Raw genomic sequence first — 22,112 nt, 5'->3', positions numbered from 1 at the left:
TCGTATAGACTCCATAATCACGACAAAAACGAAAGAATAGGTTTTGACAAGCAACCGGAATCGTTATAACTTAAAACGGTAAGGTCTAGCAGCACAGGAGGCGCAAGGAAATGAGAATCGGTGCGATCGAAGCGGGCGGCACGAAATTCGTCTGCGGGATCGGGAATGAAAACGGTGTCATCGAAGATCGGGTGCAATTCCCGACCGAGTTGCCGGAACAGACCCTGAGCAATGTGATTTCGTATTTTCGGGACAAAAAAGTTGACGCGATCGGGATCGGCACGTTCGGTCCGATCGACCTCGATCCGTCCAGCCCGCGTTACGGTTACGTCACGACGACGCCCAAGCCGGGATGGTCGGATTATCCGTTCCTGCCCGTGCTGAAGCGGGAGTTCGACGTGCCGTTCGGATGGGATACGGACGTGAATGCGGCGGCGTTCGGAGAGGCGACCTGGGGCGCGGCCAAAGGGCTGGACAGCTGCGTCTACTACACGATCGGCACGGGCGTAGGCGTCGGCGTGTTTGCGGAAGGCAAGCTCGTTCACGGCCTGACGCATCCCGAGGGCGGCCATATTCCGCTGCGGCGGCATCCGGACGACACGTTTGAAGGCTGGTGCCCGTATCACGGCGACTGTCTTGAAGGGATGGCGGCCGGTCCCGCGCTGGAAAAGCGGTGGGGAGTCAAAGGCAGCGAGCTGGCCCCCGACCATAAGGCTTGGGAGCTTGAGGCTTATTATATCGCGCAGGCGTTGTCCGGCACGATTTTGCTGCTCTCTCCGAAAAAAATCATTCTCGGCGGCGGCGTCATGCATCAGTTTCATCTGTTCCCCCTCATCCGGCAGCAAGTCAAAGACTACCTGAACGGCTATGTCCGCGCGAGGGAAGTATTGGAGGGCATAGACGATTACATCGTGCCGCCCGGATTGGGAGACAACGCGGGCTTGTGCGGCGCTTTGGCGCTCGGGCTGCAAGCGTTGCAGTCGGCGGGGAAGGCGCAATAACCGGCCGCTGATGCGCTGGCGGTCTGGGCCGCGTTCGGCTCGCTTTGCGGCTTCGGCGGCAATCAATGGGCCGGGCTGCGGCGCCTTTTCAGCCGCGTTTGCGGTACTCGCGGGGGGCAACCCCCGTTATTTTTTTGAACAGCGAGTTAAAAAAAGGAAGGTCATGATAACCGACCGCGGACGCGATATCGGCGATTTTGCGGTCGGTTGTTTTCAGCAGCCGGCACGCTTCGTTGATTCGGACGTTCTGGACGTATTCGGTCGGGCTCATGCCGGTGTGCTTGCGGAACAGGCGGTGGAACTGGCGCTCGCCGACGCCGGCCAAAGACGCCAGCGCCCGCACGCTGACCGGCCGGCTGAATTGCGTATGCAGCGCGTGCAGCGCGGCCTCCATGCCGCCGCTTGCGCCCGCAGCTTTCTCCGGCCCGGGCTCGGCATCGCCGCGGAACAGAAACAGCAGCAGTTCAAGCAAAGCGATATAAAGCGCGGTCTCGCGTCCCGCACGCTCGGATGAATACTCGTAATGCAGGCGCTGGAACAAGCGGTGGAATTCCCCGTAGCGGTCGCGGTAGCGGCGGATTTCCTTGTGTTCGAGCAGGCGCGCGATCGGTTCGCCGCCCGGAAAGGAGCGCAGCAGCCGGTCTGCGGCTTCTTCCGCGAACACGCAGTTGTACACGATCAAGGGCTTCGCTCCGGAAGCCGAGGCGGGACGGAACACATGGGATTGGCCGACGGGAATGAGAAAGATGTCGCCCCGCGCGACGGGCAGCGAGCTGCGGCCGTAATGGTGCGTTCCGGTTCCTTCGCTGACGTAGCTGATTTCGACGAACTCATGCCGGTGCTCCGCCAGGTCGAACGATTCCACCGCCCGGTTTACGTAAATCGGCAGATCCCGCCGATAAAACCATTCTCCCTGAAACAATCCGATCGGCCGCTTGATGGCCATTTTCCAGCCTCCCTTTTGTACCGGCTGCCCCTTTTTGCTTCGGATTAGTCTGTATCACCCTATATAAAAGTCCTGATCACCACAATATTATAAGCGTTTGGAGGCTTATGATGAAGGAGGAAACGAACAAGCGAGGAGTGAAGGGCGAATGGGCGAACTGCTGGTGAAAGCGTTGACAATCAACGGGAAAACGAATCCGCTCGGGACGGACGGCGCCGCTCCCCGATTCGGCTGGAAGCTGGAGTCGGAGCGGCGGGGAACGATGCAGACCGCTTACCGGATACAGGTGGCCGGAGCGGACGGCGATTTCGGCAAGCCGGTCTGGGATTCGGGCCGGGTCGAGTCGGACCGGTCGATCGAAGCGGCGTATCGCGGACCGAAGCCGGCTTCCCGAACCCGCTACCACTGCCGTGTAAAGGTATGGGACAACTTCGGACGCGAATCGGATTGGAGCGAAACGGCATGGTGGGAGACGGCGCTGCTGTCCGCGGACGAGTGGAAGGCGAAGTGGATTACCCCCGATCCGGCCGGCATCGATCCGCTGGCCGAGCCTGCGTTTTTGCTGCGCAAAAGCTTCGAGCTTAGGGGGAAGGTGCGTTCGGCCCGTATTTATGCGACCGGGCTGGGCGTATACGATCTGTATGTGAACGGGGACAAAGTCGGCGACGATCTGCTCGCTCCGGGTTGGACCAGTTACCGCAAACGCCTGCAATTTCAAACCTACGACGTGACCGGCAAGCTTCGGTCCGGGCCGAACGGGATCGGCATCATGCTGGCGAACGGCTGGTACAAGGGGGAGCTGACATGGCTGAACAAAAAAGAGCTCTACGGCAACCGCAGGGCCGCGCTCGTGCAGCTTCACGTGTCGTATTCGGACGGTACGGAAGAAGTGGTGGCCACGGACCCGACGTGGACCGCAACGACCGGTCCGATCCTTTACTCCGAAATCTATCATGGCGAAACGTACGATGCGCGCCTGGAGCTTCCCGGCTGGTCGAAAGGGAATTACGACGCATCGGATTGGAAGCCGGTCGTTCCGGTCGATTTGCCGCTGTCCGTGCTCGTCCCGCAGGAAAACTGGCCGACGCGCGTGACGGAGACGATCCGTCCGGCCGCGTTCATCCGGACTCCCTCCGGCGATGCCGTGCTCGACATGGGGCAGAACATGGTCGGCCGCATCCGCCTGACGGTCGAGGCCCCCGCCGGAACGCGCATCCGGCTGCAGCACGCGGAGGTGCTGGACAAGGACGGCCATTTCTACACCGGCAATCTCCGCTCCGCGAAGCAGACGGTCGAGTATATCGCCAAAGGGGAAGGGACGGAGTCTTACGCGCCTTATTTTACGTTTCAAGGCTTCCGTTATGTTAAGGTGGAGGGTTATCCGGGAGACGGGGCCGAGCTTCCGCTCGACCGTTTTGTCGGCGAGGTGATCCATTCGGATATGCCGCGGACCGGCGAATTCGAGTGCTCGCACGAGCTTGTGAACAGGCTGCAGCGCAACATCGTCTGGGGGCAACGGGGGAATTTCCTCGACGTGCCGACCGACTGCCCGCAGCGGGACGAACGGCTCGGCTGGACCGGGGACGCGCAGGTCTTCGTGTGGACGGCGGCTTTTAACTACAATGTCGGACCGTTTTTCCGAAAATGGCTGCGCGATCTTGCCGCCGATCAGAAGCCGGACGGCGGCGTGCCGTTCGTGATCCCGGACGTGCTGGACGGCGACCATTCGTCGGCGGCGTGGGGGGACGCGGCGGTCATCGTTCCGTGGGCGATGTATAGGATATACGGAGACAAGGAGCTGCTGGCCGAGCAGTTTGACAGCATGAAGGCATGGATCGACTATATCCGCGCGCAGGGCGAAAACGAATTTTTGTGGAATACGGGCTTTCACTTCGGGGATTGGCTGGGCCTCGACGCCAAGGAGAACAGCTACGTCGGCGCGACGCCGCGCGACTTGATCGCCACCGCCTTTTTCGCCTATTCGGCCCGGCTGGTGCGCGATGCGGCGGTCGAGCTGGGCAGGGCCGAGGACGTGCGCACGTACGGCGAGCTGCATCAGCGCGTTGTCGCCGCCTTCCGCGACGAGTTCGTCACGCCGTCCGGCAGGCTTGCCGCTCCGACGCAGACCGCGCATGTGCTGGCGCTTATGTTCGATCTGGTGGAGGGCAAGGTCCGCGAGCGGGTGGCGCGCGACTTGAACCGGTTGATCGCGGACAACGATTACCATCTGACGACCGGCTTCGTCGGCACTCCGTATCTGTGCCACGTGCTGTCGGACAACGGCTATCACGATACCGCGCTCAAGCTGCTTCTTCAGGAAAGCTATCCTTCTTGGCTGTACTCCGTGTTGCAGGGCGCGACGACGATTTGGGAGCATTGGGACGGCATCAAGCCGGACGGCTCGTTCTGGAGCGACGACATGAACTCCTTTAATCACTACGCGTACGGGGCGATCGGGGATTGGCTGTACCGCGTCGTCGCCGGCCTGGATTCGGATCCGCGCGAACCCGCCTACAAGCGTTCGCGCATCCGCCCGCGATTTGGCGGCGAGCGGCTGACGAGCGCCCGCGCCCGCTTCGATTCGCCTTACGGGCGAATCGAAGCGTCCTGGCGCGCGGAAGGCGGCGCGCGCGTCGTCGAGGCCGTCGTGCCGCCGAACACGACGGCGGAAGTGCTGCTGCGCGACGCCACGCTCGATAAGCTCCGCGAGAGCGGACGCGCCGCCGCGGACGCCGACGGCGTGCTGACCGCCGCCGACACGGCGGAAGGCGCGCTGCTCACGGTCGGCTCCGGCTCGTACCGCTTCGAATATCCGCTCGCGTAGGGTTTCCGCCCGCGATCCGCCGAGGCTTCCGTTGATGCAGGATTCTGCATGATGCGCACAGCCTCGGCCTGTTTAGTTTTTTTTGATTCTCTGTGGCCTCTTCGATCTCTGTGGCCTCTTCGATCTCTGTGGCCTCTTCGATTCTCTGTGGTCTCTTCGATCTCTTTGACCTCTTTGATCTCTGTGGCCTCATTGGTCTCTTTAGCCTTTTTCAGCCGCTTGATTTTTTGGCCGCTTGCCTCTCCGTGCCGCTTCGATGGAGCGCAGTTCCCCAACCGGCTGATCGTTCGTTCGATGCGGACCGTGCTTCCCTTATGAAGCCGCAAAAGTTCAACATTCGAGGTTTGGCGGACATCGATTCCGTTATGGGGCCTCGAACCCACCGATTTCTGCGGATTGTGAGCCAATAACGAATCTGCTGTCCGAACGCAACGCCAACGCCGCGCAAAATCCGCAAAAAACGGATTCTCGGTCCGCCAGTCCGCCAGAGCTTCATTTCCCGTTGACATCCCGCCGCTTCGGTGCCATAATGTACGCGTGTACATTGTTGTGTTGCATTTTTCCATTTTAACGGCAAGAAAAAGAAAGGAAGCGATTAATGGCAACGCGCAAAGAAGTGGCCCGCATGGCCGGCGTATCGGAAGCGACGGTGTCGCGCGTGCTGAACGGCGTCGGCCCGATCAAGGAATCGACGCGCCGTCGGGTGCTTGAAGCCGCGGAAAAGCTCAACTACCAGCTCAACGCCGTTGCGGCCAGCTTCGCGCGCGGGAGAAGCGGCAATATCGGCGTTGTTCTGCCGCACGTGCCCAAGGTGCATCTGTTTTCCACGTACTATTTCGCGGAAATTCTGAGCGGCATCGGCGAGGCGGTCCAAGGCGGCGAGACCGGCGGCGGCTTGCTGCTGCTGTACCGCAAACCGGGCGAGGCGTACGATTACGTCTCCCTGTTTCGGTCGCGGCGGGTCGATGCCTGCCTCATTCTCGGCGCCAGCTCCCTGGAGCCCGAGCGGCAATCGATTTCGCGGCTGGCGGACGAAGGCGTGCCGTTCTGCGTCGTCGATCAGCGATTCGCCGAGGACCCGCGCATTCCGACGATCGTCGCCGATCATGTCGAAGGGACCTACCGGGCCGCGCGCCTTTTGCTTGACCTGGGCTACCGCAGGATCGGATTCCTCAACGGCGCCCCGCAGTACTCGAACAGCCGGGACCGCTTGGCCGGTTACCGCAAGGCGCTTGAGGAAGCGGGGATCGGCGGCGAAGCGGTTCCGGTCTTCGAAGGAAACTACAGCCGCAAAAGCGGCTACGAGGCGGCCGAGGCCGTCCACCGGGAGATGCACCGCCTGGACGCGATGCTTTGCGCCAACGACCGGATGGCGATCGGGCTCATTCAAGGGCTGCGCGAACGGGGCTGCCGAATTCCGCGCGACCTGCCGGTCGTCGGCTACGACAATTCCGATGCGGCCGCTTTGTTTGATCCGCCGCTGACGACGGTCGAGGTCCCTTTCTTCGAGATGGGGAAGCTCGCTGCCGAAAGGCTGATCAAACGGCTGTCCGGAAACGCCGGAGAAGAAGAAACGTTTCAGGCGGTGCTGCCGACCCGATTGGTCATTCGCAGCTCCAGCCCAATACGAGAGGAGAACGAGTCCGAATGAGAAAAGCGTTGATCGTTTGGGGAGGATGGGAAGGCCATCAGCCCCGCGAAGTGGCGGGCATTTTCCGCGGCATTTTGGAGAGCGAAGGCTTTGAGGTGGAAGTGTCGAACACGCTGGAAGCGTTCGCAGACGCGGACAAATTGAAAACGCTCGACCTGATCATCCCGGTCTGGACGATGGGAAGAATCGAGCAGCAGCTCGTTCAAAACGTGTCCGAAGCCGTGCAGAGCGGCGTCGGACTCGCCGGCTGCCACGGCGGGATGTGCGACGCGTTCCGCGAAAACGTCGATTGGCAGTTTATGACCGGCGGCCAATGGGTCGCGCATCCGGGCAACGACGGCACGGAGTATGTCGTCAATATCAAGCACAGCTCCAGTCCGCTCGTGGAGGGGCTGGAGGATTTTACGGTGAAGACCGAGCAGTATTACCTGCATATCGACCCGGCGATCGAAGTGCTCGCGACAACCCGTTTTCCCGTTGCGCCGGGTCCCCACTCGCTGAACAAGGCCGTCGATATGCCGGTCGTCTGGACCAAGCGCTGGGGGCTCGGACGCGTCTATTACAATTCGCTTGGCCATCAGGCGGACATTATGGAGATTCCGGTCGTCAAGGAGCTGATGCGGCGCGGATTTCTGTGGTGCGCGGAAGGCAAAGAGGCCGCAAAACGGGCCGGCGGCGGCGTCCAGGCCGCATATACGGGCATGGCGGACAACCAACTTTAAACGCTTGGAGAGGAATGAGGCCAAATGGGGAAAATGAAGGTCGGCATTATCGGTACGGGGAATATCAGCGGCATTTATTTTCAAAACGGCAGCCGGTTCGAATCGATGGAAATCGTCGCCTGCGCGGATCTTGACGTGGAAAGGGCGAAGGCCAAAGGGAGCGAATACGGCGTTCGCGGTTGTTCGGTCGAGGAACTGCTGGCCGATCCCGAAATTCAGCTTGTCATCAATCTGACGATTCCCCAAGCGCACGCTTCGGTCTGCATTCAGGCGCTGGAAGCCGGCAAGCACGTGTACGTGGAAAAGCCGCTCTCCGTCACCCGCGAAGAAGGCAAGCGGGTGCTCGAGCTCGCCAGGCAGAAAGGGCTCCGGGTCGGTAGCGCACCGGATACGTTCCTCGGCGGCGGCATTCAGACGTCGATCAAGCTGATCGAAGACGGTTGGATCGGCACGCCGATCGGCGCGACGGCGTTTATGATGTCCGGAGGGCACGAAAGCTGGCACCCGGCGCCGGAATTTTACTATCAGAAGGGCGGCGGCCCGATGTTCGATATGGGGCCTTATTATTTGACCGCGCTCGTGGCGCTGCTCGGGCCGATCGCCCGGGTTACCGGCTCCGCCCGCATTTCGTTCCCGGAGCGAACGATTACAAGCCAGCCGAAAGCCGGGCAAAAGATAACGGTCGAAGTGCCGACGCACGTGGCCGGCGTCATCGATTTCGCTTCCGGTCCGATCGGCACGCTGCTGACGAGCTTCGACGTCAAAGGCGGATCGGCGCTGCCCCGCATCGAAGTATACGGCAGCGCCGGGACGCTGCAAGTGCCGGACCCGAACACCTTCGGCGGCCCGATCCGCTACTGCCGCGCCGGTTCCAAGGAATGGTCCGAGATCCCGCTTGTTTACGGTTATGAGGAAAATGCCCGCGGCGTAGGCGCGGCCGACATGGCCAAGGCGATCATGACCGGCCGCCCGCACCGGGCCAGCGGCGAGCTCGCCTACCACGTGCTGGAGGCGATGCACGGTTTTCACGAGGCGTCCGAGCAAGGCAAGCACTACGTGATGGAAAGCACGTGCGAGCGCCCAGCGCCGCTTCCGCTCGGGCTTGCCCATTTTCAGTTGGATTGAGCTAGAACCAAAGGGCACAAGCCGCCTAAACACGGACAAATGAAGTAGAGCGGAAGCAAGAAATGGCGATGCAGGGATACCCCCCCTTGCACCGCCACTTCTTCATTTTTTACATGCTTGTTTTCAGCAAGCTAGCTGTCCGTCGTGACGTACACCGTTCGGTCCTTGATCTGGTACAGCACCAAGTGCCATTTCTCGACTACCATCTTGTGGTGCTTGTTCGGCGGAACAAACTCGGCTATGAGAAATGGGAATTGGCGCTCACGTCATTGACGGATTGTATTACCGACTAAAGACTAAACGCATAAAAACCCCCCAATTCGGGAAATGGTAACTACGTTCGCAAATCGCGGAGCGGACCAAAAGTTCTTCCGGCGAACGCTTCCGGAAGGGTTCGTTCCCGAAGCGTCATTTTCCCACATCAAGGAGGAAAACCCTATGAATCAAAACCAAAGCCAAAGCTTTCAAGCGCCCCATTACCAGCCTTTGAATGTCCAGCCTCAATATCAAAGCTATGGCGTGCAAAACCAAAATTGGTCGAACCAGCTCCATCAGTGTCAAAACATTATTCAGCAGCTGATCAATCAAACGCAGCAGGCTTCGCAGATGTATCAGCAAATGCTTCAGCAGGAGCAGCAAAATGCGACCCGGCTGGAGGAAATCGCGCAACGCGAGCAAAAAGCTTCTCAAATGATTCAAAACGTGCTTCAAGGCCACCACACGGCGGTTCAGCAAATGCAGCAGGTAGCGCAAATCTGCAGGCAGCTTGAGCAATCCGCGCACAGCTTCAGCCAACAAGCATGGTCTCATCAAGTCCAGCCGAGCCAACACCAGCCGTTCGGGACCGCTTCTTACGGCTCGATGGGTTCCGCAAACAGAAGCTTTCAGTAAATATCGGGCGCCGGCTGCGACGGAAAGGCCGCTGCGATCATCGCGGCGGTCTTTCCGTTTTCCGGCCTTCGGGCGGAAAACAACACGCGGCAGACTGCCTCAAACCTTCACCAGCTCGATCTGATGTTGGGCGCAAAGCGCGTCCCATTCCTCCGGCACCCCGTCATCCGTCACCAGAACATTCGCGGCTTCGAGGGGAGCGAAGAAGTTGAGCGAACGTTGCCCGAATTTCGTCGAATCGGCGACGAAATACGTGCGCGCGCTGGCTTTGGCCATGCAGAGCTTGATTTCCGCTTCGGCGAAATTGGCCGTAGAGAAGCCTTTCTCGGTAATGCCGCCTGTAGCGATAAACGCCTTGTTGACATAAATGTTCTCGAAAAACGAACGGCAGGTGCTGCCGACAAACGATTGGGAACTGTGCCGGAGCTCCCCTCCGCTTACGATCAGGCTGATATGCTCCGCATTCCGCAGCCGGTGGGCGGCGGCAAGAGAGTTGGTGATGACCGTAATATCGCGAATATCCGACTCCGCGATCGCCGTCGCGATCTGGATGGTGGTCGTTCCCGAGTCGAGAATGATGGTGTCGCGCGGCTGCAGTTGGGTCAGGCAGTAGCGTGCGATCCGCATCTTTTCCTCCTGTTGGCAAGCCTCCCTTTTATCCAGGTGCGTTTCATCGACAAACCGGATTCCCCCGTGAAAACGCTGAAATTTGCCGGTCTGCTCCAGTTTCTGCAAATCCCTGCGGATCGTCATGTCCGATACTTGAAAGTAATCCATCAGTTCCTGAACGGACATGCTTCCCTGCTGCTTGATCAGCTCGGAAAGCCTGTCCAGCCGTTTTTCCGACATTCGGGATTCCCCCTTGCATGATCCATCAAAACCAAACGTAAAACTGTTCGTTTACAAACATTTTATTGCAAATGAAGCTTCAATTCAACAAATATTATTTCAAAAACGGTGCCGTTTACGCAAAATTCGGTTTTAAGCCTTGGCGAAAAGGGACGGGATTACCGTGATCAAACGCGCAAAACCGGGACGGATTGGGGGAGGGGGCAAATGAAATTATTTGTTCGTTTGAAAACAAACAAAAAATGTTTTTTAATTGTTGACTATTTGAGTTTTATGATCTATTATAAACGACAAACAAACATGTAAGCGCTACAAAACAAGCGAGGTGGTAAAAAGGATTGGCGATTTGTTTTGCTTGTTTTTCGGAATGATCAATTAGGAAATCGGGAGGGTTTGACTTGAAAGGAACAAAGAAACGGATCGCGGGCTGGCTGGCGGCAATAGCCTTCATTTCAACGGTTGTCGGCGGCTGCGGATCGGGTTCCGGGAGCGGCGGCGCAAGCCCGTCCTCCTCGGCTTCGAAGCCGGCTGACGGAGAGAAGGTCACCATCCGCTTCGCGGGCATCAAGACGTTCGGGGAAGATTCCTGGACCGAGCTGGTCAAACAGTTCGAAGCCCGGAATCCCGGCATTCATGTGGAAGTGCATCAGCTGCCCCCTCCGTCCAAAAGCACGGAAATTCACCAATATCTCGTCACGGCGCTATCCTCCGGCCAGAACGATATCGACGTGTTCACCGGAGATGTGGTGTGGGTGCCGGAGTTCGCTTCGGCCGGCTGGACGGAAGCAATGGACGATTATGTGGAAAAGGATCAGTATTATCCGGGCGTCATCGAGGCTCTGACGTATCAAGGCAAGCTTGCCGCCATTCCGTGGTATGTGGACGGAGGCATGCTGTACTACCGCAAGGATTTGCTGGAAAAGTACGGCCGGCCGGTGCCGAAAACGTGGGAGGAACTGGTCGAAACGGCCAAGCTGATCAAAGAAAAGGAGCAAAATCCGAAGCTGGAGGGCTTCCTCTGGCAGGGCAAGCAGGCCGAAGTGCTCGTGTGCGATTTTGTCGAATTTCTGACCAGCGCCGGCGGGGCGATCGTCGACGAAAACGAGAAGAGCGTCATTAACTCGCCGGAAACGATCAAAGCGCTTTCGTTCATGAAAAGCACGCTTGACAACGGCATCAGCCCGAAATCGCTGTTGTCCTACGATGAGGAGCCGAGCCGCACGGTCTTTACGGACGGGAATGCGATCTTTCTCCGCAACTGGTCGTACGTATGGGACGCTTCGCAGGATCCGGCCAATTCGAAGGTCGCCGGGAAGGTCGGCGTCGCTCCGCTGCCGTCTTTCGAAGGGGGCAAAAGCGCGTCGACGATGGGAGGCTACCAGTTCATGGTGGCGAAAAATGCCAAAAACAAGGAAGCGGCGATCAAGTTTGCGCAATTTCTATCCAGCCGGGAGTCGCAGCTTTATTACGCCAAAAAGGTAGCGTTCAGCCCGACGCGTCCCGCCGTCCTGGAGGACGAGGAACTGCGCAAGGAATCTCCGTTCCTGACCGAGCTGGCCGACGTATTCAACGGTACGGTGGCCCGTCCGGTCACGCCGAAGTATCCGCAAATTTCTTTGAAGCTGCAGGCGACCGTATCGGCCGCGCTCACGGGCTCGCTAAGCGTCGAGAAAGCGGTGGAAATGCTGGACCGCGATATTCAAGCGATTTTGAACTAACGGACGTCAGGGGGGCGTGCAAGAAGCCGCCCCCTGACAGGCCCGAAAGGCGGTTGAATCCATGAAAAGATCGCGCAGGCATCGGGGAGCCGTCCTGACCGGCTACCTGTTTCTCGCGCCGTCGCTGGCGATTTTGACGGCGATCGGATTTTATCCGGTCGTCCGGACGCTGCTGCTTAGCCTGTACGACGCCACCTTTCTGAACGCGCCTTCCCGGTTTGTCGGCTTGGGCAATTATGCGAAGCTGCTGGATGACGTCTGGTTTCATTTGGCCTATCGCAATACGTGGCTGTTTACCGCGGTTTCGGTGGCGCTGGAGACGGCGATCGGACTGAGCTTCGCCGTGCTGCTGGACAAACGCCTGCCGGGCCGGAAGTGGGTTCGGGCAAGCGTGCTGATTCCGTGGGCGATTCCGACCGTCGTTTCCGCCAGCATGTGGCAGTGGCTGTTTAACGCCGATTTCGGCTTCATCAACTACGCGCTGGAGCGGCTGCATCTGATTTCTTCCTATCCGAACTGGCTCGGCGACCGGGCGAGCGCCATGTGGGCCGTCATTATCGCCGACGTGTGGAAAACGACTCCGTTCATGGCGCTGATTCTGCTCGCCGGCATGCAGACGATTTCCGAGGACATTTACGAAGCGGCCGCGATCGACGGCGCGACTTCTCTGCAGCGGTTTCGCCTGATTACGCTTCCGCTTCTGCTGCCGACGCTTGTGACGGCGCTGCTATTGCGAACGCTCGACGCGTTCAGGGTGTTCGACCTGATTTACGTGCTGACCGGGGGCGGTCCCGCCAACGCGACGGAAGTGCTGTCCAGCTATGCTTACAAGACGACATTCTCTTCCGCCCAAGTAGGCTACGGGGCGGCGATGGCGGCGGTCATGGCCGTTTCCGTGCTGATTCTCGCCAGGGTTTTGCAATATGTGCAGCGCCGCGCGTACGGGCGAATCGAAGGCGGGTGAACAAGATGACGCTCAATCGGCAAATAAAGGCTTTGGGACTCGGCCTGGCGGCGGCTCTCGTCGTGTTTCTGAACATTGGCCCGCTGCTGTGGCAAGGGATTACGTCGCTCAAGCTGGACCGGGATTTGAACACGCTCCCCCCGATCCTTCCCCGCGAGGTGACGTTTGACCATTACGCCAACGTATTTCATTCGGTTTTTGTCCGCTTTATCGCCAACAGCGCGATCGTGGCCTTCTCCGTTACCGCAATCAGCCTGCTGCTGGGCAGCATGGCGGCCTACGCGATCGCGAGGCTGCCGATCAAGGGCAAGAGCTTGTGGCTGGGGTTGTTTCTGGCGACGTCGATGTTTCCCCAGATCGCCATCATCGCGCCGCTCTATGCGATGATCCGCAAGATCGGCCTTTACAATACGCATGCCGGACTTGTGCTGTCCTACATGCTGTTCTGCCTTCCGCTTTGCGTCTGGCTGCTGTACGGCTTTTTCAAGGACTTGCCCGCGGGACTGGAGGAAGCGGCGGCGGTGGACGGGTGCGGCCCCGTTCGCACCTTTTGGCAAATTGCGCTTCCGCTGGCGATGCCGGGACTGGTGACGGCGGGATTGCTCGTTTTCATCGCTTCGTGGAACGAATTTCTTATCGCGCTTACGCTGACCAACAAGGTGAGCACGCAGACGATTCCGGTAGGCATCGCCTTGTTTCCGCAAATGTTTTACGTGCCCTGGGGAGATGTGTCGGCGGCTTCGGTCGTGGTGACGCTTCCGCTCGTTGCGCTCGTGCTGCTGTTTGAGAACAAGCTCGCCAAAGGGCTGACGGGAGGGGCGGTCAAAGGATGAAGGGAATTGCCTGCGGATTTACGGCCAATATCGACGCAAAGGCATCGCTCGACGGGAAGCTGCTGGAAAAGCTGCGGAGCCGCTGCGAATCGGGAAGCGAGCCGCCTACGCCTAAGCGGCCGGGCATGTATCTGCATTCCTGGACCGATCTGGCGGGCGCGGTCGAATGGAATATGCGCGCCGGACGCGGCGGCGAGTACATCGTGACCTGCGAGCGCATGCTGCGCGAACTGCGCGGTCTGGCGGACTGGACGTGGTCGGTCGGCGGAACGGGGCTTCAGGCCGCGCGGGCGGCTGCGGCGGCCGGCTGCCCCGCGATGGTCAACGTGCCGGCCTGGACGGCGGAGTACGATTTTCTGCTGAACCATGAAGGGCTCGAAGAGGAGCGGGGGAACGGAAAGGAAGCGCCCGTTCACTATATTCTGGAGTACAACCGGAACGGACGGGCAAACCGGATCATTTTGCGCGGCACCGGCGAATTCGCCGGCGGCCTGATCGCCCCGGAGTTCGCCGCGCGGCTTAAGGGTTCGGCGGACCGGTTCCGCGCCCTGCTCGTGTCCGGCTACAACGCCGCCGACTCGCCGGAGGAGGCTGCGGATCTGATCGGGGAACAGGTCCGGTTTCTTCGGTCGCTTGGCTCGCACCCGATTCCGGTTCATCTGGAACTGGCGGCCTTTTTTTCCCGGGAGGAACAGCTCGGCGTCATCCGTCGTTTCAAGCCGCTGGTGCGGAGCGTCGGATGCAACGAAGACGAGATGGCCGAGCTGCTCGGGCTGGAGGGCGCCCTGCTCAAGCTGCCCGACGCGGAGCTGCTGGACCGGCTCGGCGAAGCGAGAATTCGCCTCGGCGTGCGGAATTTGATCGTGCACACCCATCAGTTCGCGGTCTGCGTCTCGGACGGGGAAGCGCGGAAGTGGGAGCCGGCGCTTGGCGGGGGCATCCGTTTCGCCGCCGCGCGGGCGGCGACCGGTCGGTTTTGCACGGCGGAGGAAATCGAAGCGATCGCCTCCGGGCTTCCGCCGAACGCGAGAGGCGTCCGGCTGGCCGGCGCGGCAGCGGGGATGCGGCATATTTGCGTCGTGCCGGCGCTTGAGGTGAAGCAGGTCGTCGGCACGATCGGGCTCGGCGACACCTTCGCCGCCGGGCTGCTGGCCTTCGCTCCCGGCCTCGACGATTGAAGACGGCGGTTTCGTTTTCGAAAACGAATCGTCTCGGCCAAAACGGACGGGCTCCGGATCGTCGCTTGCGCAGTCGCTGGTCGCGTCTCAGCCATAAGGGGAGATTCGAGCATGCGCGCGATCGCAATTGCCATTTCCGCAACGGCAGCGCCCTTTTCGGTGAGGGAAGGCGATCGAAGTGTCGAAACAGCAACTAAACTTCGTATGAGCGTCCAATATCGTTCGGGCGGATGAAATACATGCGGAAAAGGCAACTGCACAGGCGAAAAAACGGCAACCGGTATCCCTGATTGCGATTGAGGCAACTAGAGAAGGGTTTTGCTCAATGAAAGAGCCGAACCTTCCCTGAAGCCTGAAGCGAAGTTCTGCCTAACCGAACGCGATCAGCCATTTTAAAAATCATAAACATAAGGGAGAGGAACAACTTGTTGATCACGATGAAAGAATTGCTGTCGGTCGCACAAAAGCACAGGTTCGCCGTAGGCGCGTTCAATGTCGGAAACGGGGAGTATTTGCGGGCGATCATGGAGACCGCCGAGCGGCTCGAATCCCCGGTCATTCTGGCCATTCACCCGTCCGAGCTTGAATTTCTCACGGACAGCTTCGTCGCCTACTGCCGGGACATCGCGAACAAGGCGAAGGTGCCGACCGTCATTCACCTTGACCACGGCGGCAGCGTGGAGCACATTGTCCGCGCCATCCGCTGCGGATTTACGTCGGTGATGATCGACGCTTCGACGAAGCCGTTCGAGGAAAATATCCGCATCACCCGGGAAGCGGTGGCGATTGCCAGAGCCGTCGGCGTCACGGTCGAGGCCGAGCTGGGAACGGTAGGCCAGGCGGAAGGCAGCATGGAAGGAGGCAGCGACGAAATCTTGTATACGGACCCGCAGGAAGCCCGGGAGTTTGTCGAGCGGACGGGAGCCGATACGCTTGCCGTCGCGATCGGTACGGCGCACGGCATGTACCCGAAGTCGCGGAAGCCGAAGCTGCAGCTCGACCGCCTCAAAGAGATCGCCTCGCTCGTGCCGGTTCCGCTTGTGCTGCACGGCGGTTCCGACAATTCGCCCGAGGAAGTGGCGGAGTCGATCCGTCTCGGCATTTGCAAGGTCAACATTTCGACGGAGATGAAAAAAGCGTTTTTCGGCCGGCTGCGGCAAAATTTAGCGGAACGGCCGAACGAGTGCGAGCCGACCGTCTTGTTCCCGTCCGCGATCGAAGCGGCGAAGGAGCTGATCGGCCGGAAAATGGAACTGTTCGGCTCCGTCGGCAAGCGCAGCTTGTATGCGTGAGGGGGGCAAGCGATGAGCGGTGGGCTCGATCCAGCCGAGGCAAGAAGGCGGGCGGCGGAGCTGCTGGTGGGCGAAAAGCCGCGTCCGGACTTCGCGGCATAGGGCGCTCAAGCAGCCCGGATGCCAAATTTCGAGGATGAATCTGCCTTTGGAACCATTGACCGCGTTTACGCCATTCAACCATAATGAAAGGGGCCGCATTGGCTTACGATTTTGGCAAGGGAGTGGGACAATGTCCAAAAGGGTGCTGATTTTGACAGGCGACGCCGTCGAGGTGCTGGAGGTTTATTATCCGTATTACCGGCTTTTGGAGGAAGGGTTCGATGCCGTCATCGCCGCTCCGGCGGCAAAAACGCTGCATACGGTTTGCCACGACTTCGTCGAGGGATGGGAAACGTATTCGGAGAAGCCCGCGCATCTGCTGCAGGCCCATGTCGCGTTCGCCGATGTGGATCCTGCCCGATACGACGCGCTTGTCATTCCCGGCGGACGCGCTCCCGAATATATCCGCAACCATCCCGAGCTGCCGCGCATTATCGGCCATTTCATCGAATCCGACAAGCCGATCGGGGCGATCTGCCACGGGCCGCTGGCGTTCCTGGCGCTTCGGGACCGGTCGTACTTCCAGGGAAAAACGATGAGCGCCTATTCCGCCTGCCGGCTCGATATCGAGTCGCTTGGCGCCCGGTATGCCGAAGGAACGGTGCACGTGGACGGCAAGCTCGTCACGGGACACGCCTGGCCCGACTTGCCCGGATTTATGCGCGAGCTGATCAAGCTGCTTCGATAACGCGGACCATCCGCATTTGGCCGCCGGCTGCCCTCGGTCCGCAAAGACCGGGGGCAGCTTTCCTTTTTCTTCGGACGCCGAAAGCGCCGTTCCCGCCGGAGCCGCTCCGAATACCGCTATTTCGATCCGCCCGCGAATGTAATAGAATATGAGTTTGGAAGGATAGGGAGCAAAACGCTTCGAAACGAACAGACTTCAAGAGACAAGCACCCGGGAGTGAAACCGCATTGAGGAAAGGATGGAAAGCGGCTGCGGCGGGGCTGGCGCTTCTTCTGCTCGGCGGCTGCGCAGCCGGCCAGCAAGGGAAGCCCGCCACGGCTTCCATGGAGGAAAATCAGATCGTTTGGGCTTTTACGCAGGCGGATCAGCATCCGGAGCGGGAATTGATCGCCCTGATCGACGGGGCAAAGGAAACGCTCGACATTGCGATTTACAGCCTGACGCATCCGGACATCGTGCAGGCGATTAAGAAAGCGCATCAGCGCGGCGTCGCCGTCCGCATCATTACGGACCGGTCGCAGTTGTCCGGCAAGACGCAAGGGGAAGCGGTCAAGCTGCTCGGCAGCGCGGGCATTCCGATGAAAGTCAACAAGCACGACGGCCTGATGCATTTGAAGATGACGATAGCCGACAAGAAGAAGGCGTCCACCGGCTCGTTCAACTATTCCAAAGCCGCCAGCACGAGAAACGACGAGATGCTCGTGGTGATCGACAATCCCACGATCGCCGGGGCGTTCGCGGACGAGTTCGAGCGCATGTGGAACGACAACGACCGGTTCGAGACGCTGGAAGCGCGGATTGCCCAGCCGGAACGGAAAGCTTCCTCCGGCGCCGGGCGGACGGCGAAGGAAACGGAGGCGGAAGAGGAGGCCGAGGAATCTTCCTCCGGGCCGTCCTCTCCGGCGCCGTGCACGAACCCGCAAATCAAGGGGAACATCAATGCCAAGGGGGACAAAATTTATCACGTTCCCGGCGGCCCGTCTTACGAGCAGACCAAGCCCGAAGAGATGTTCTGCACGGAAGAGGACGCCGTAGCGGCCGGATACCGTCCGGCGAAGTAAGCGCAGACGGCAAGCCGCTTGGTTCGCAGGCTGCCAATACGCGCGCAGCCAAATCTCGGGGGAGGATTCGAATGGAACAGTTGTTGTGGCCGGAAGGAGCGCCTTATGCGATGGGAGACGCGGACGAGGACCGTCCGGCGATTTTTCCGTATTTGCTGGAGGGGAAAGGAAATCCGGCGGTTATCGTTTGCCCGGGCGGCGGGTACGGGATGAGGGCTGCCCACGAAGCCGAACCCGTCGCATTGTGGCTGAATTCCATCGGCATTTCCGCGTTTGTCCTGCGGTATCGCGTCGCCCCTTACCGTTATCCGTGCGCCTTGCTGGACGCCCAGCGGGCCATTCGCACGGTGCGGCACGAAGCGGACCGTTTCGGGATCGATCCCGGCCGGGTGGGCATCCTCGGTTTTTCCGCCGGCGGTCATCTGGCCTCGACGGCGGGAACGCGCTTCGACGCCGGACGTCCGGAAGCGGACGATCCCGTGGAACGGCAGTCGAGCCGACCCGATCTGACGATCCTCTGTTACCCGGTCATCACGATGCGCGATCCGTTCACGCATGCCGGATCGCGCCTGAATTTGCTCGGACCGGAGCCCGAGGACGACCGGATTGCGCTGCTCAGCAGCGAAGATCAGGTTGCGGCGGACACGCCCCCGGTCTTTTTGTGGCATACGTCCGACGACGCGGCGGTCCCGGTGGAGAACAGCCTGATGTTCGCCGCTGCGCTCCGCAAGCGCGGGGTGCCGTTCGACCTGCATGTTTATGCGCATGGCCGGCACGGCCTGGGCCTGGCGGAAGACGATCCGCACGTCGGCGGCTGGACGGACGCGTGCGCTTCCTGGCTGAAGCTGAACGGTTTTTGAGTCGGCATGCGATTTCAACCAACTTCGCGATAAACCGCAAGGGGGGCTCCGGAAACGGGCCGCCGGAATCGGGACGAGCATCCAAATGGTGACAGCGAAGCGGTCGGACGGGCATTCGAACGTTTCTCCGCCTTTCCCGCCGGAGTATATTAATATGAATCGCAACTTTTCAAATCCCGCTGGCGGGAAAGGAGGACGACGTGCCGTGCATCCGCACTTCGGTATTGCATGCGTCATCTGCGGGTCCATACTGACGTTTGCTTTTGGAGTCTGGCCGGAATCGCTGACGTTTTTGCTTGTCGTGATGGGCATCGACTACGTGAGCGGAGTTGCCGCGTCGCTGCGGGAAGGGAAAGGCCTGAGCAGCGCCTTCGGATTTTGGGGGTTGACCAAAAAAGGACTCATGCTGCTCGTCATCCTTTTGGCGCACCGGATCGACGTATTGCTCGGCACCGAGCTGGCGATGGGCGGCGCGATTCTGTTTTATACCGCCAACGAGCTGCTGTCCGTTCTGGAAAACTACGGCAGGATAGGGCTGCCGATTCCCCCGCGCCTTCGTCAGGCCGTCCTCATTCTGCGCAACCGTGCCGAAGGGGACAAAAAGAACGATGCCTCCGGTTCCGGAAACGGTCCCCCGCAATCCTGAAATTGCCATCCTTTCCCTTTTTCCGGTCGTTTGAACGTTTTCTGCAGCCGATTGTTCATCATTTTGTCATATGTGAAAAAAAGTTGACGATATTTCCCAATCAATAGTTGAGTTCGATTGCCCATTTTAGGTAGAATAAGTGATGGACATTTGAAGAAGCAGGGGGAGCATCAATGCACAAGAGGATTATGCCAGCCTTGATTATCGTCGCCTGTCTGTTCGGCGTTTACTTGCTTGCGACCGGATTGCCGGAAAGACCGAAGGAAGAGGAACTGGCGGAAGGACAGGAACTGTTGAAAATATCGGCGACCAACTTCAATTTTGACCAAGCGGAATACCATGTGAAAGCGGGCACGACGTACGTCCTCAGTTTCTCGAACAAATTGGGCAACCACGGCGCGGAAATCAAGGAACTGGGCATTAACCTGACCAAGGACAATCCGAGAGCGGAAGTCACCTTCGACACCCCGGGTACGTATGAAATGCACTGTTCGATTATGTGCGGACAAGGCCATGCTGGCATGGTGTCCAAAATTATTGTAGAATAACAATAAAAAGGAGCCGCGCGGGCTCCTTTTTTGACGGATTCAGGTTTGTTTCGCGCCGCGGGACCGCTCCAGCAACCGATCGCACAAATAGCCGATAACCGCCCAGCTGAGCACCGTGAGCACGTACACGGTTCCTGTGCTGACCCGGTGTATGTCGGAGAAGACTTCGACGAACCAGACGGGAACGCTGAGCATAAACAGAAAGATGTTATGGGGATCGTAACCGGTGGCGTTAAACAGGCACAGCGCCAACCCGAAAAGCGTACACGTCAAGGTGACGGCATAGCGCATGCAAGTCTTCCTTTCTCGATGCGGCGTTTCTTCCGCCTTAGTATGCGCTTGGAGGAAAGCGCTCATTCGGCGAAGTCCCGGACATCTTCAAACTTAACCGAAGGAGACATGACCGATGATCACGCATATCGTTTTGTTCAAACTGAAGGACCGCAGTCCGGAGAGCGTCGCCAGAACGGCGCAGGTGCTGCGCGATATGGAAGGCAAAATCGACGAACTGCTCTCGATCGAAGTCGGCGTCGACGTGCTGCACTCGGAGCGTTCGTACGATATCGCGTTGACGACCAAGCACGCTTCGCTGGAAGCGCTGCAGGCTTACCAGGTGCATCCGGTACATAAAAAGGTTATCGAGCATATGGCGGCGGTGCGGGAATCGTCCGTCAGCGTGGATTACGAAAGCTGAGAGGGAGAATTGCGGTGAATACGACGGATTCCGGTGCCGGCGATCTGTATGAAATGCTGACGTATTTGCTCGTCATTCTCATCAGCGCCGTCGTAATGGTGGTATGGCTGAAACGGAAAAACAAACGCAAAGGCCGCGACGACAGGGGTTGAACCGAAATGTACTACGTAAACCGCGAAGGTATCGAACGCCGGCTCGACTGCATTCCCGAACTGGTCGCCGCGCAGCGGGAATTGAACGAAAGCTGGACGGCGTCGACGCTGCAGGGACTGGCTCAGGAACGAATTCTGCATCTGGCGCTGGAAATCGTGACGGATATCGGAAGCTCGCTTATCGACGGATTCATGATGCGCGACGCCAGCAGCTACGAGGATATCGTCGATGTCATCGCCGGAGAGGGCGTAATTCCGGAAGCGCGCGCGCAGGCGCTGCGGCGGCTGGTGACGCTGCGCAGACCGCTTGTGCAGGATTACGACCGCTGGCCGCGCCGCGAGCTGCATCCGCTGTCCGGCGAATTGCCGGAGCTTTTGACCGCCTTTGCGGAGGACATCAGGGCGTATTTGCGCCGCGAGCTTGATCCTTGGGAAAAGCGGTAGCGGGGACGGCGTTCCGCGAAAAACCGAAAAATCGTTTCGGATCATCCGAACGTTTCACGGGCCGATGCCGGCCCGTTTTTTTATGCTTTCCGTTCCTTTGTTCCGGCGTGGCGCATCGCCATGGCTAACTTTGCGAACGTTTATGTTTCATAAATAAATTTACGCGCCGGGCCTCTTCCGCTACAATAGGCTTATAAGTCCAAGTCAGGACGACAACTCGCGGCGCCGGTCTCAGGCCGAACCGGAAGGAGTGGGATGCACATGCTGCAGCAGGAAGAGGGATCGACGCGTTACCGCCTGATCCGGCTTCTGAAGACGCAGGGCGGCTTAAGCATAAGCGAGCTGTCAAAGGCGCTGGCGATTACCGAGGTGGCGGTTCGGCGCCACGTTCATACGTTGGAGAAGGACGGCCTGGTACGCTCGTCGCTTGTCCGACAGGCCATGGGCAGACCGTCCTATCGCTATAGGCTGACCGAACGGGCGGACGATTTGTTTCCGAAAAATTATCCGCACCTGACGCTTGAGCTGCTGTCCGAGCTGGAAGAGACGGCAGGCGCGGACGCGGTTGACCGGTTGTTTGCCGGCCGTCGGGATAAGCTTGCGTCCCGTTACCGCGACCGCATGACCGGAAGAAGTCTTAAGGAGCGCGTTGCGGAGCTGTCTTCCATTCAGAATGCCGGGGGGTACATGGCCGAATGGGAGTCCGGCAACGAGGAAGAGGTCTACTACCTGTACGAATACAACTGCCCGATCGCCATGGTGGCGGGCAAGTATCGTCAGGCCTGCCAATGCGAGAAATCGCTGTTCCGGCAGCTTCTGGAAGCCGACGTCGAGCGCACGGAGTGCCTTGCCGACGGCGGCATTCGCTGCGCCTACGCGATCAGGCCCAAAACGTAAAAAATAACGGCCGAATGGAACGGCCG

The 22,112-nt window shown here is 59.5% G+C and carries 23 protein-coding genes; 20 read left to right on the top strand and 3 right to left on the bottom strand.

What is annotated here, in order from left to right:
* Positions 1 to 110: 110 nt before the first annotated feature.
* On the top strand, positions 111 to 1,001 hold the full coding sequence (locus tag F560_RS0102730; RefSeq protein ID WP_019004174.1) for an ROK family protein: 891 nt from the start codon (positions 111 to 113) through the stop codon (positions 999 to 1,001).
* Positions 1,002 to 1,089: 88 nt separating this feature from the next.
* On the opposite strand, the gene F560_RS0102725 is transcribed toward F560_RS0102730, so the two are convergent.
* On the bottom strand, positions 1,090 to 1,947 hold the full coding sequence (locus tag F560_RS0102725) for an AraC family transcriptional regulator (RefSeq protein WP_019004173.1): 858 nt from the start codon (positions 1,945 to 1,947) through the stop codon (positions 1,090 to 1,092).
* Between the two features lie 148 nt (positions 1,948 to 2,095).
* Between F560_RS0102725 and F560_RS0102720 the strand changes: the two genes are divergently transcribed.
* The 5 genes from F560_RS0102720 (at position 2,096) to F560_RS0102695 (ending at position 9,160) form a co-directional block, all read left to right on the top strand.
* Positions 2,096 to 4,771, top strand: a complete 2,676-nt coding sequence (locus tag F560_RS0102720; protein ID WP_019004172.1) for an alpha-L-rhamnosidase — start codon at positions 2,096 to 2,098, stop codon at positions 4,769 to 4,771.
* Between the two features lie 598 nt (positions 4,772 to 5,369).
* Positions 5,370 to 6,422, top strand: coding sequence for a substrate-binding domain-containing protein (locus F560_RS0102715; protein WP_019004171.1), 1,053 nt, complete (start codon positions 5,370 to 5,372; stop codon positions 6,420 to 6,422).
* Positions 6,419 to 7,144: a ThuA domain-containing protein gene (locus F560_RS0102710; RefSeq protein WP_019004170.1), complete on the top strand. Its 726-nt coding sequence runs from the start codon at positions 6,419 to 6,421 to the stop codon at positions 7,142 to 7,144. The genes F560_RS0102715 and F560_RS0102710 overlap by 4 nt, the downstream gene beginning before the upstream one ends.
* A 24-nt stretch (positions 7,145 to 7,168) precedes the next feature.
* Positions 7,169 to 8,269 carry a Gfo/Idh/MocA family protein gene (locus tag F560_RS0102705; RefSeq protein WP_019004169.1) on the top strand — a complete coding sequence of 367 codons (1,101 nt, stop codon included), beginning with the start codon at positions 7,169 to 7,171 and terminating at the stop codon, positions 8,267 to 8,269.
* 438 nt (positions 8,270 to 8,707) lie between these two features.
* A complete protein-coding gene (locus tag F560_RS0102695) occupies positions 8,708 to 9,160 on the top strand; it encodes a hypothetical protein (protein ID WP_019004167.1) in 453 nt (150 codons plus the stop codon).
* Positions 9,161 to 9,259: 99 nt separating this feature from the next.
* On the opposite strand, the gene F560_RS0102685 is transcribed toward F560_RS0102695, so the two are convergent.
* On the bottom strand, positions 9,260 to 10,009 hold the full coding sequence (locus tag F560_RS0102685; protein ID WP_019004165.1) for a DeoR/GlpR family DNA-binding transcription regulator: 750 nt from the start codon (positions 10,007 to 10,009) through the stop codon (positions 9,260 to 9,262).
* 398 nt (positions 10,010 to 10,407) lie between these two features.
* Here F560_RS0102685 and F560_RS22310 point away from each other — a divergent pair, with 398 nt between their 5' ends.
* From F560_RS22310 to F560_RS0102630, 10 genes are all read left to right on the top strand, one after another.
* Positions 10,408 to 11,727: an ABC transporter substrate-binding protein gene (locus tag F560_RS22310; protein WP_019004164.1), complete on the top strand. Its 1,320-nt coding sequence runs from the start codon at positions 10,408 to 10,410 to the stop codon at positions 11,725 to 11,727.
* A 61-nt stretch (positions 11,728 to 11,788) separates the two neighbouring features.
* Positions 11,789 to 12,691 carry a carbohydrate ABC transporter permease gene (locus F560_RS0102675; protein WP_019004163.1) on the top strand — a complete coding sequence of 301 codons (903 nt, stop codon included), beginning with the start codon at positions 11,789 to 11,791 and terminating at the stop codon, positions 12,689 to 12,691.
* Between the two features lie 5 nt (positions 12,692 to 12,696).
* Positions 12,697 to 13,524, top strand: a complete 828-nt coding sequence (locus F560_RS0102670) for a carbohydrate ABC transporter permease (RefSeq protein ID WP_019004162.1) — start codon at positions 12,697 to 12,699, stop codon at positions 13,522 to 13,524.
* Positions 13,521 to 14,702 carry an ADP-dependent glucokinase/phosphofructokinase gene (locus F560_RS0102665; RefSeq protein WP_019004161.1) on the top strand — a complete coding sequence of 394 codons (1,182 nt, stop codon included), beginning with the start codon at positions 13,521 to 13,523 and terminating at the stop codon, positions 14,700 to 14,702. The genes F560_RS0102670 and F560_RS0102665 overlap by 4 nt, the downstream gene beginning before the upstream one ends.
* Before the next feature lie 425 nt (positions 14,703 to 15,127).
* On the top strand, positions 15,128 to 15,994 hold the full coding sequence (locus F560_RS0102660) for a ketose-bisphosphate aldolase (protein ID WP_019004160.1): 867 nt from the start codon (positions 15,128 to 15,130) through the stop codon (positions 15,992 to 15,994).
* Between the two features lie 232 nt (positions 15,995 to 16,226).
* Positions 16,227 to 16,784 (top strand): DJ-1/PfpI family protein, encoded by a 558-nt coding sequence (locus F560_RS0102650; protein WP_019004158.1) that lies wholly within the window; start codon positions 16,227 to 16,229, stop codon positions 16,782 to 16,784.
* 227 nt (positions 16,785 to 17,011) lie between these two features.
* On the top strand, positions 17,012 to 17,845 hold the full coding sequence (locus tag F560_RS0102645) for a phospholipase D family nuclease (protein ID WP_019004157.1): 834 nt from the start codon (positions 17,012 to 17,014) through the stop codon (positions 17,843 to 17,845).
* A 71-nt stretch (positions 17,846 to 17,916) separates the two neighbouring features.
* A complete protein-coding gene (locus F560_RS0102640; protein WP_019004156.1) occupies positions 17,917 to 18,705 on the top strand; it encodes an alpha/beta hydrolase in 789 nt (262 codons plus the stop codon).
* 205 nt (positions 18,706 to 18,910) lie between these two features.
* The gene (locus F560_RS0102635) at positions 18,911 to 19,351 is read left to right on the top strand and encodes a phage holin family protein (RefSeq protein WP_019004155.1); all 441 of its coding nucleotides are present in this window, start codon (positions 18,911 to 18,913) and stop codon (positions 19,349 to 19,351) included.
* A 173-nt stretch (positions 19,352 to 19,524) separates the two neighbouring features.
* Complete coding sequence (locus F560_RS0102630) at positions 19,525 to 19,899, top strand: cupredoxin domain-containing protein (RefSeq protein ID WP_019004154.1); 375 nt, start codon at positions 19,525 to 19,527, stop codon at positions 19,897 to 19,899.
* Between the two features lie 39 nt (positions 19,900 to 19,938).
* Here the strand turns inward: F560_RS0102630 and F560_RS0102625 are convergent, their stop codons facing one another.
* Complete coding sequence (locus F560_RS0102625) at positions 19,939 to 20,190, bottom strand: hypothetical protein (RefSeq protein ID WP_019004153.1); 252 nt, start codon at positions 20,188 to 20,190, stop codon at positions 19,939 to 19,941.
* 115 nt (positions 20,191 to 20,305) lie between these two features.
* Between F560_RS0102625 and F560_RS0102620 the strand changes: the two genes are divergently transcribed.
* The 4 genes from F560_RS0102620 to F560_RS0102605 all read left to right on the top strand — a co-directional run bounded on the left by F560_RS0102620 (position 20,306) and on the right by F560_RS0102605 (position 22,086).
* Positions 20,306 to 20,593 carry a Dabb family protein gene (locus F560_RS0102620; RefSeq protein ID WP_019004152.1) on the top strand — a complete coding sequence of 96 codons (288 nt, stop codon included), beginning with the start codon at positions 20,306 to 20,308 and terminating at the stop codon, positions 20,591 to 20,593.
* Positions 20,594 to 20,607: 14 nt separating this feature from the next.
* The gene (locus tag F560_RS25450) at positions 20,608 to 20,745 is read left to right on the top strand and encodes a hypothetical protein (RefSeq protein ID WP_019004151.1); all 138 of its coding nucleotides are present in this window, start codon (positions 20,608 to 20,610) and stop codon (positions 20,743 to 20,745) included.
* A 6-nt stretch (positions 20,746 to 20,751) separates the two neighbouring features.
* Positions 20,752 to 21,189 (top strand): DUF86 domain-containing protein, encoded by a 438-nt coding sequence (locus F560_RS0102610; RefSeq protein ID WP_019004150.1) that lies wholly within the window; start codon positions 20,752 to 20,754, stop codon positions 21,187 to 21,189.
* Between the two features lie 261 nt (positions 21,190 to 21,450).
* The gene (locus tag F560_RS0102605) at positions 21,451 to 22,086 is read left to right on the top strand and encodes a helix-turn-helix transcriptional regulator (RefSeq protein ID WP_019004149.1); all 636 of its coding nucleotides are present in this window, start codon (positions 21,451 to 21,453) and stop codon (positions 22,084 to 22,086) included.
* Positions 22,087 to 22,112: the final 26 nt, after the last annotated feature.

This window comes from Cohnella laeviribosi DSM 21336 (assembly GCF_000378425.1).
GTDB classification, from domain to species: Bacteria; Bacillota; Bacilli; order Paenibacillales; family Paenibacillaceae; genus Cohnella; species Cohnella laeviribosi.
This window is presented reverse-complemented; position numbering and strand designations above follow the sequence as displayed.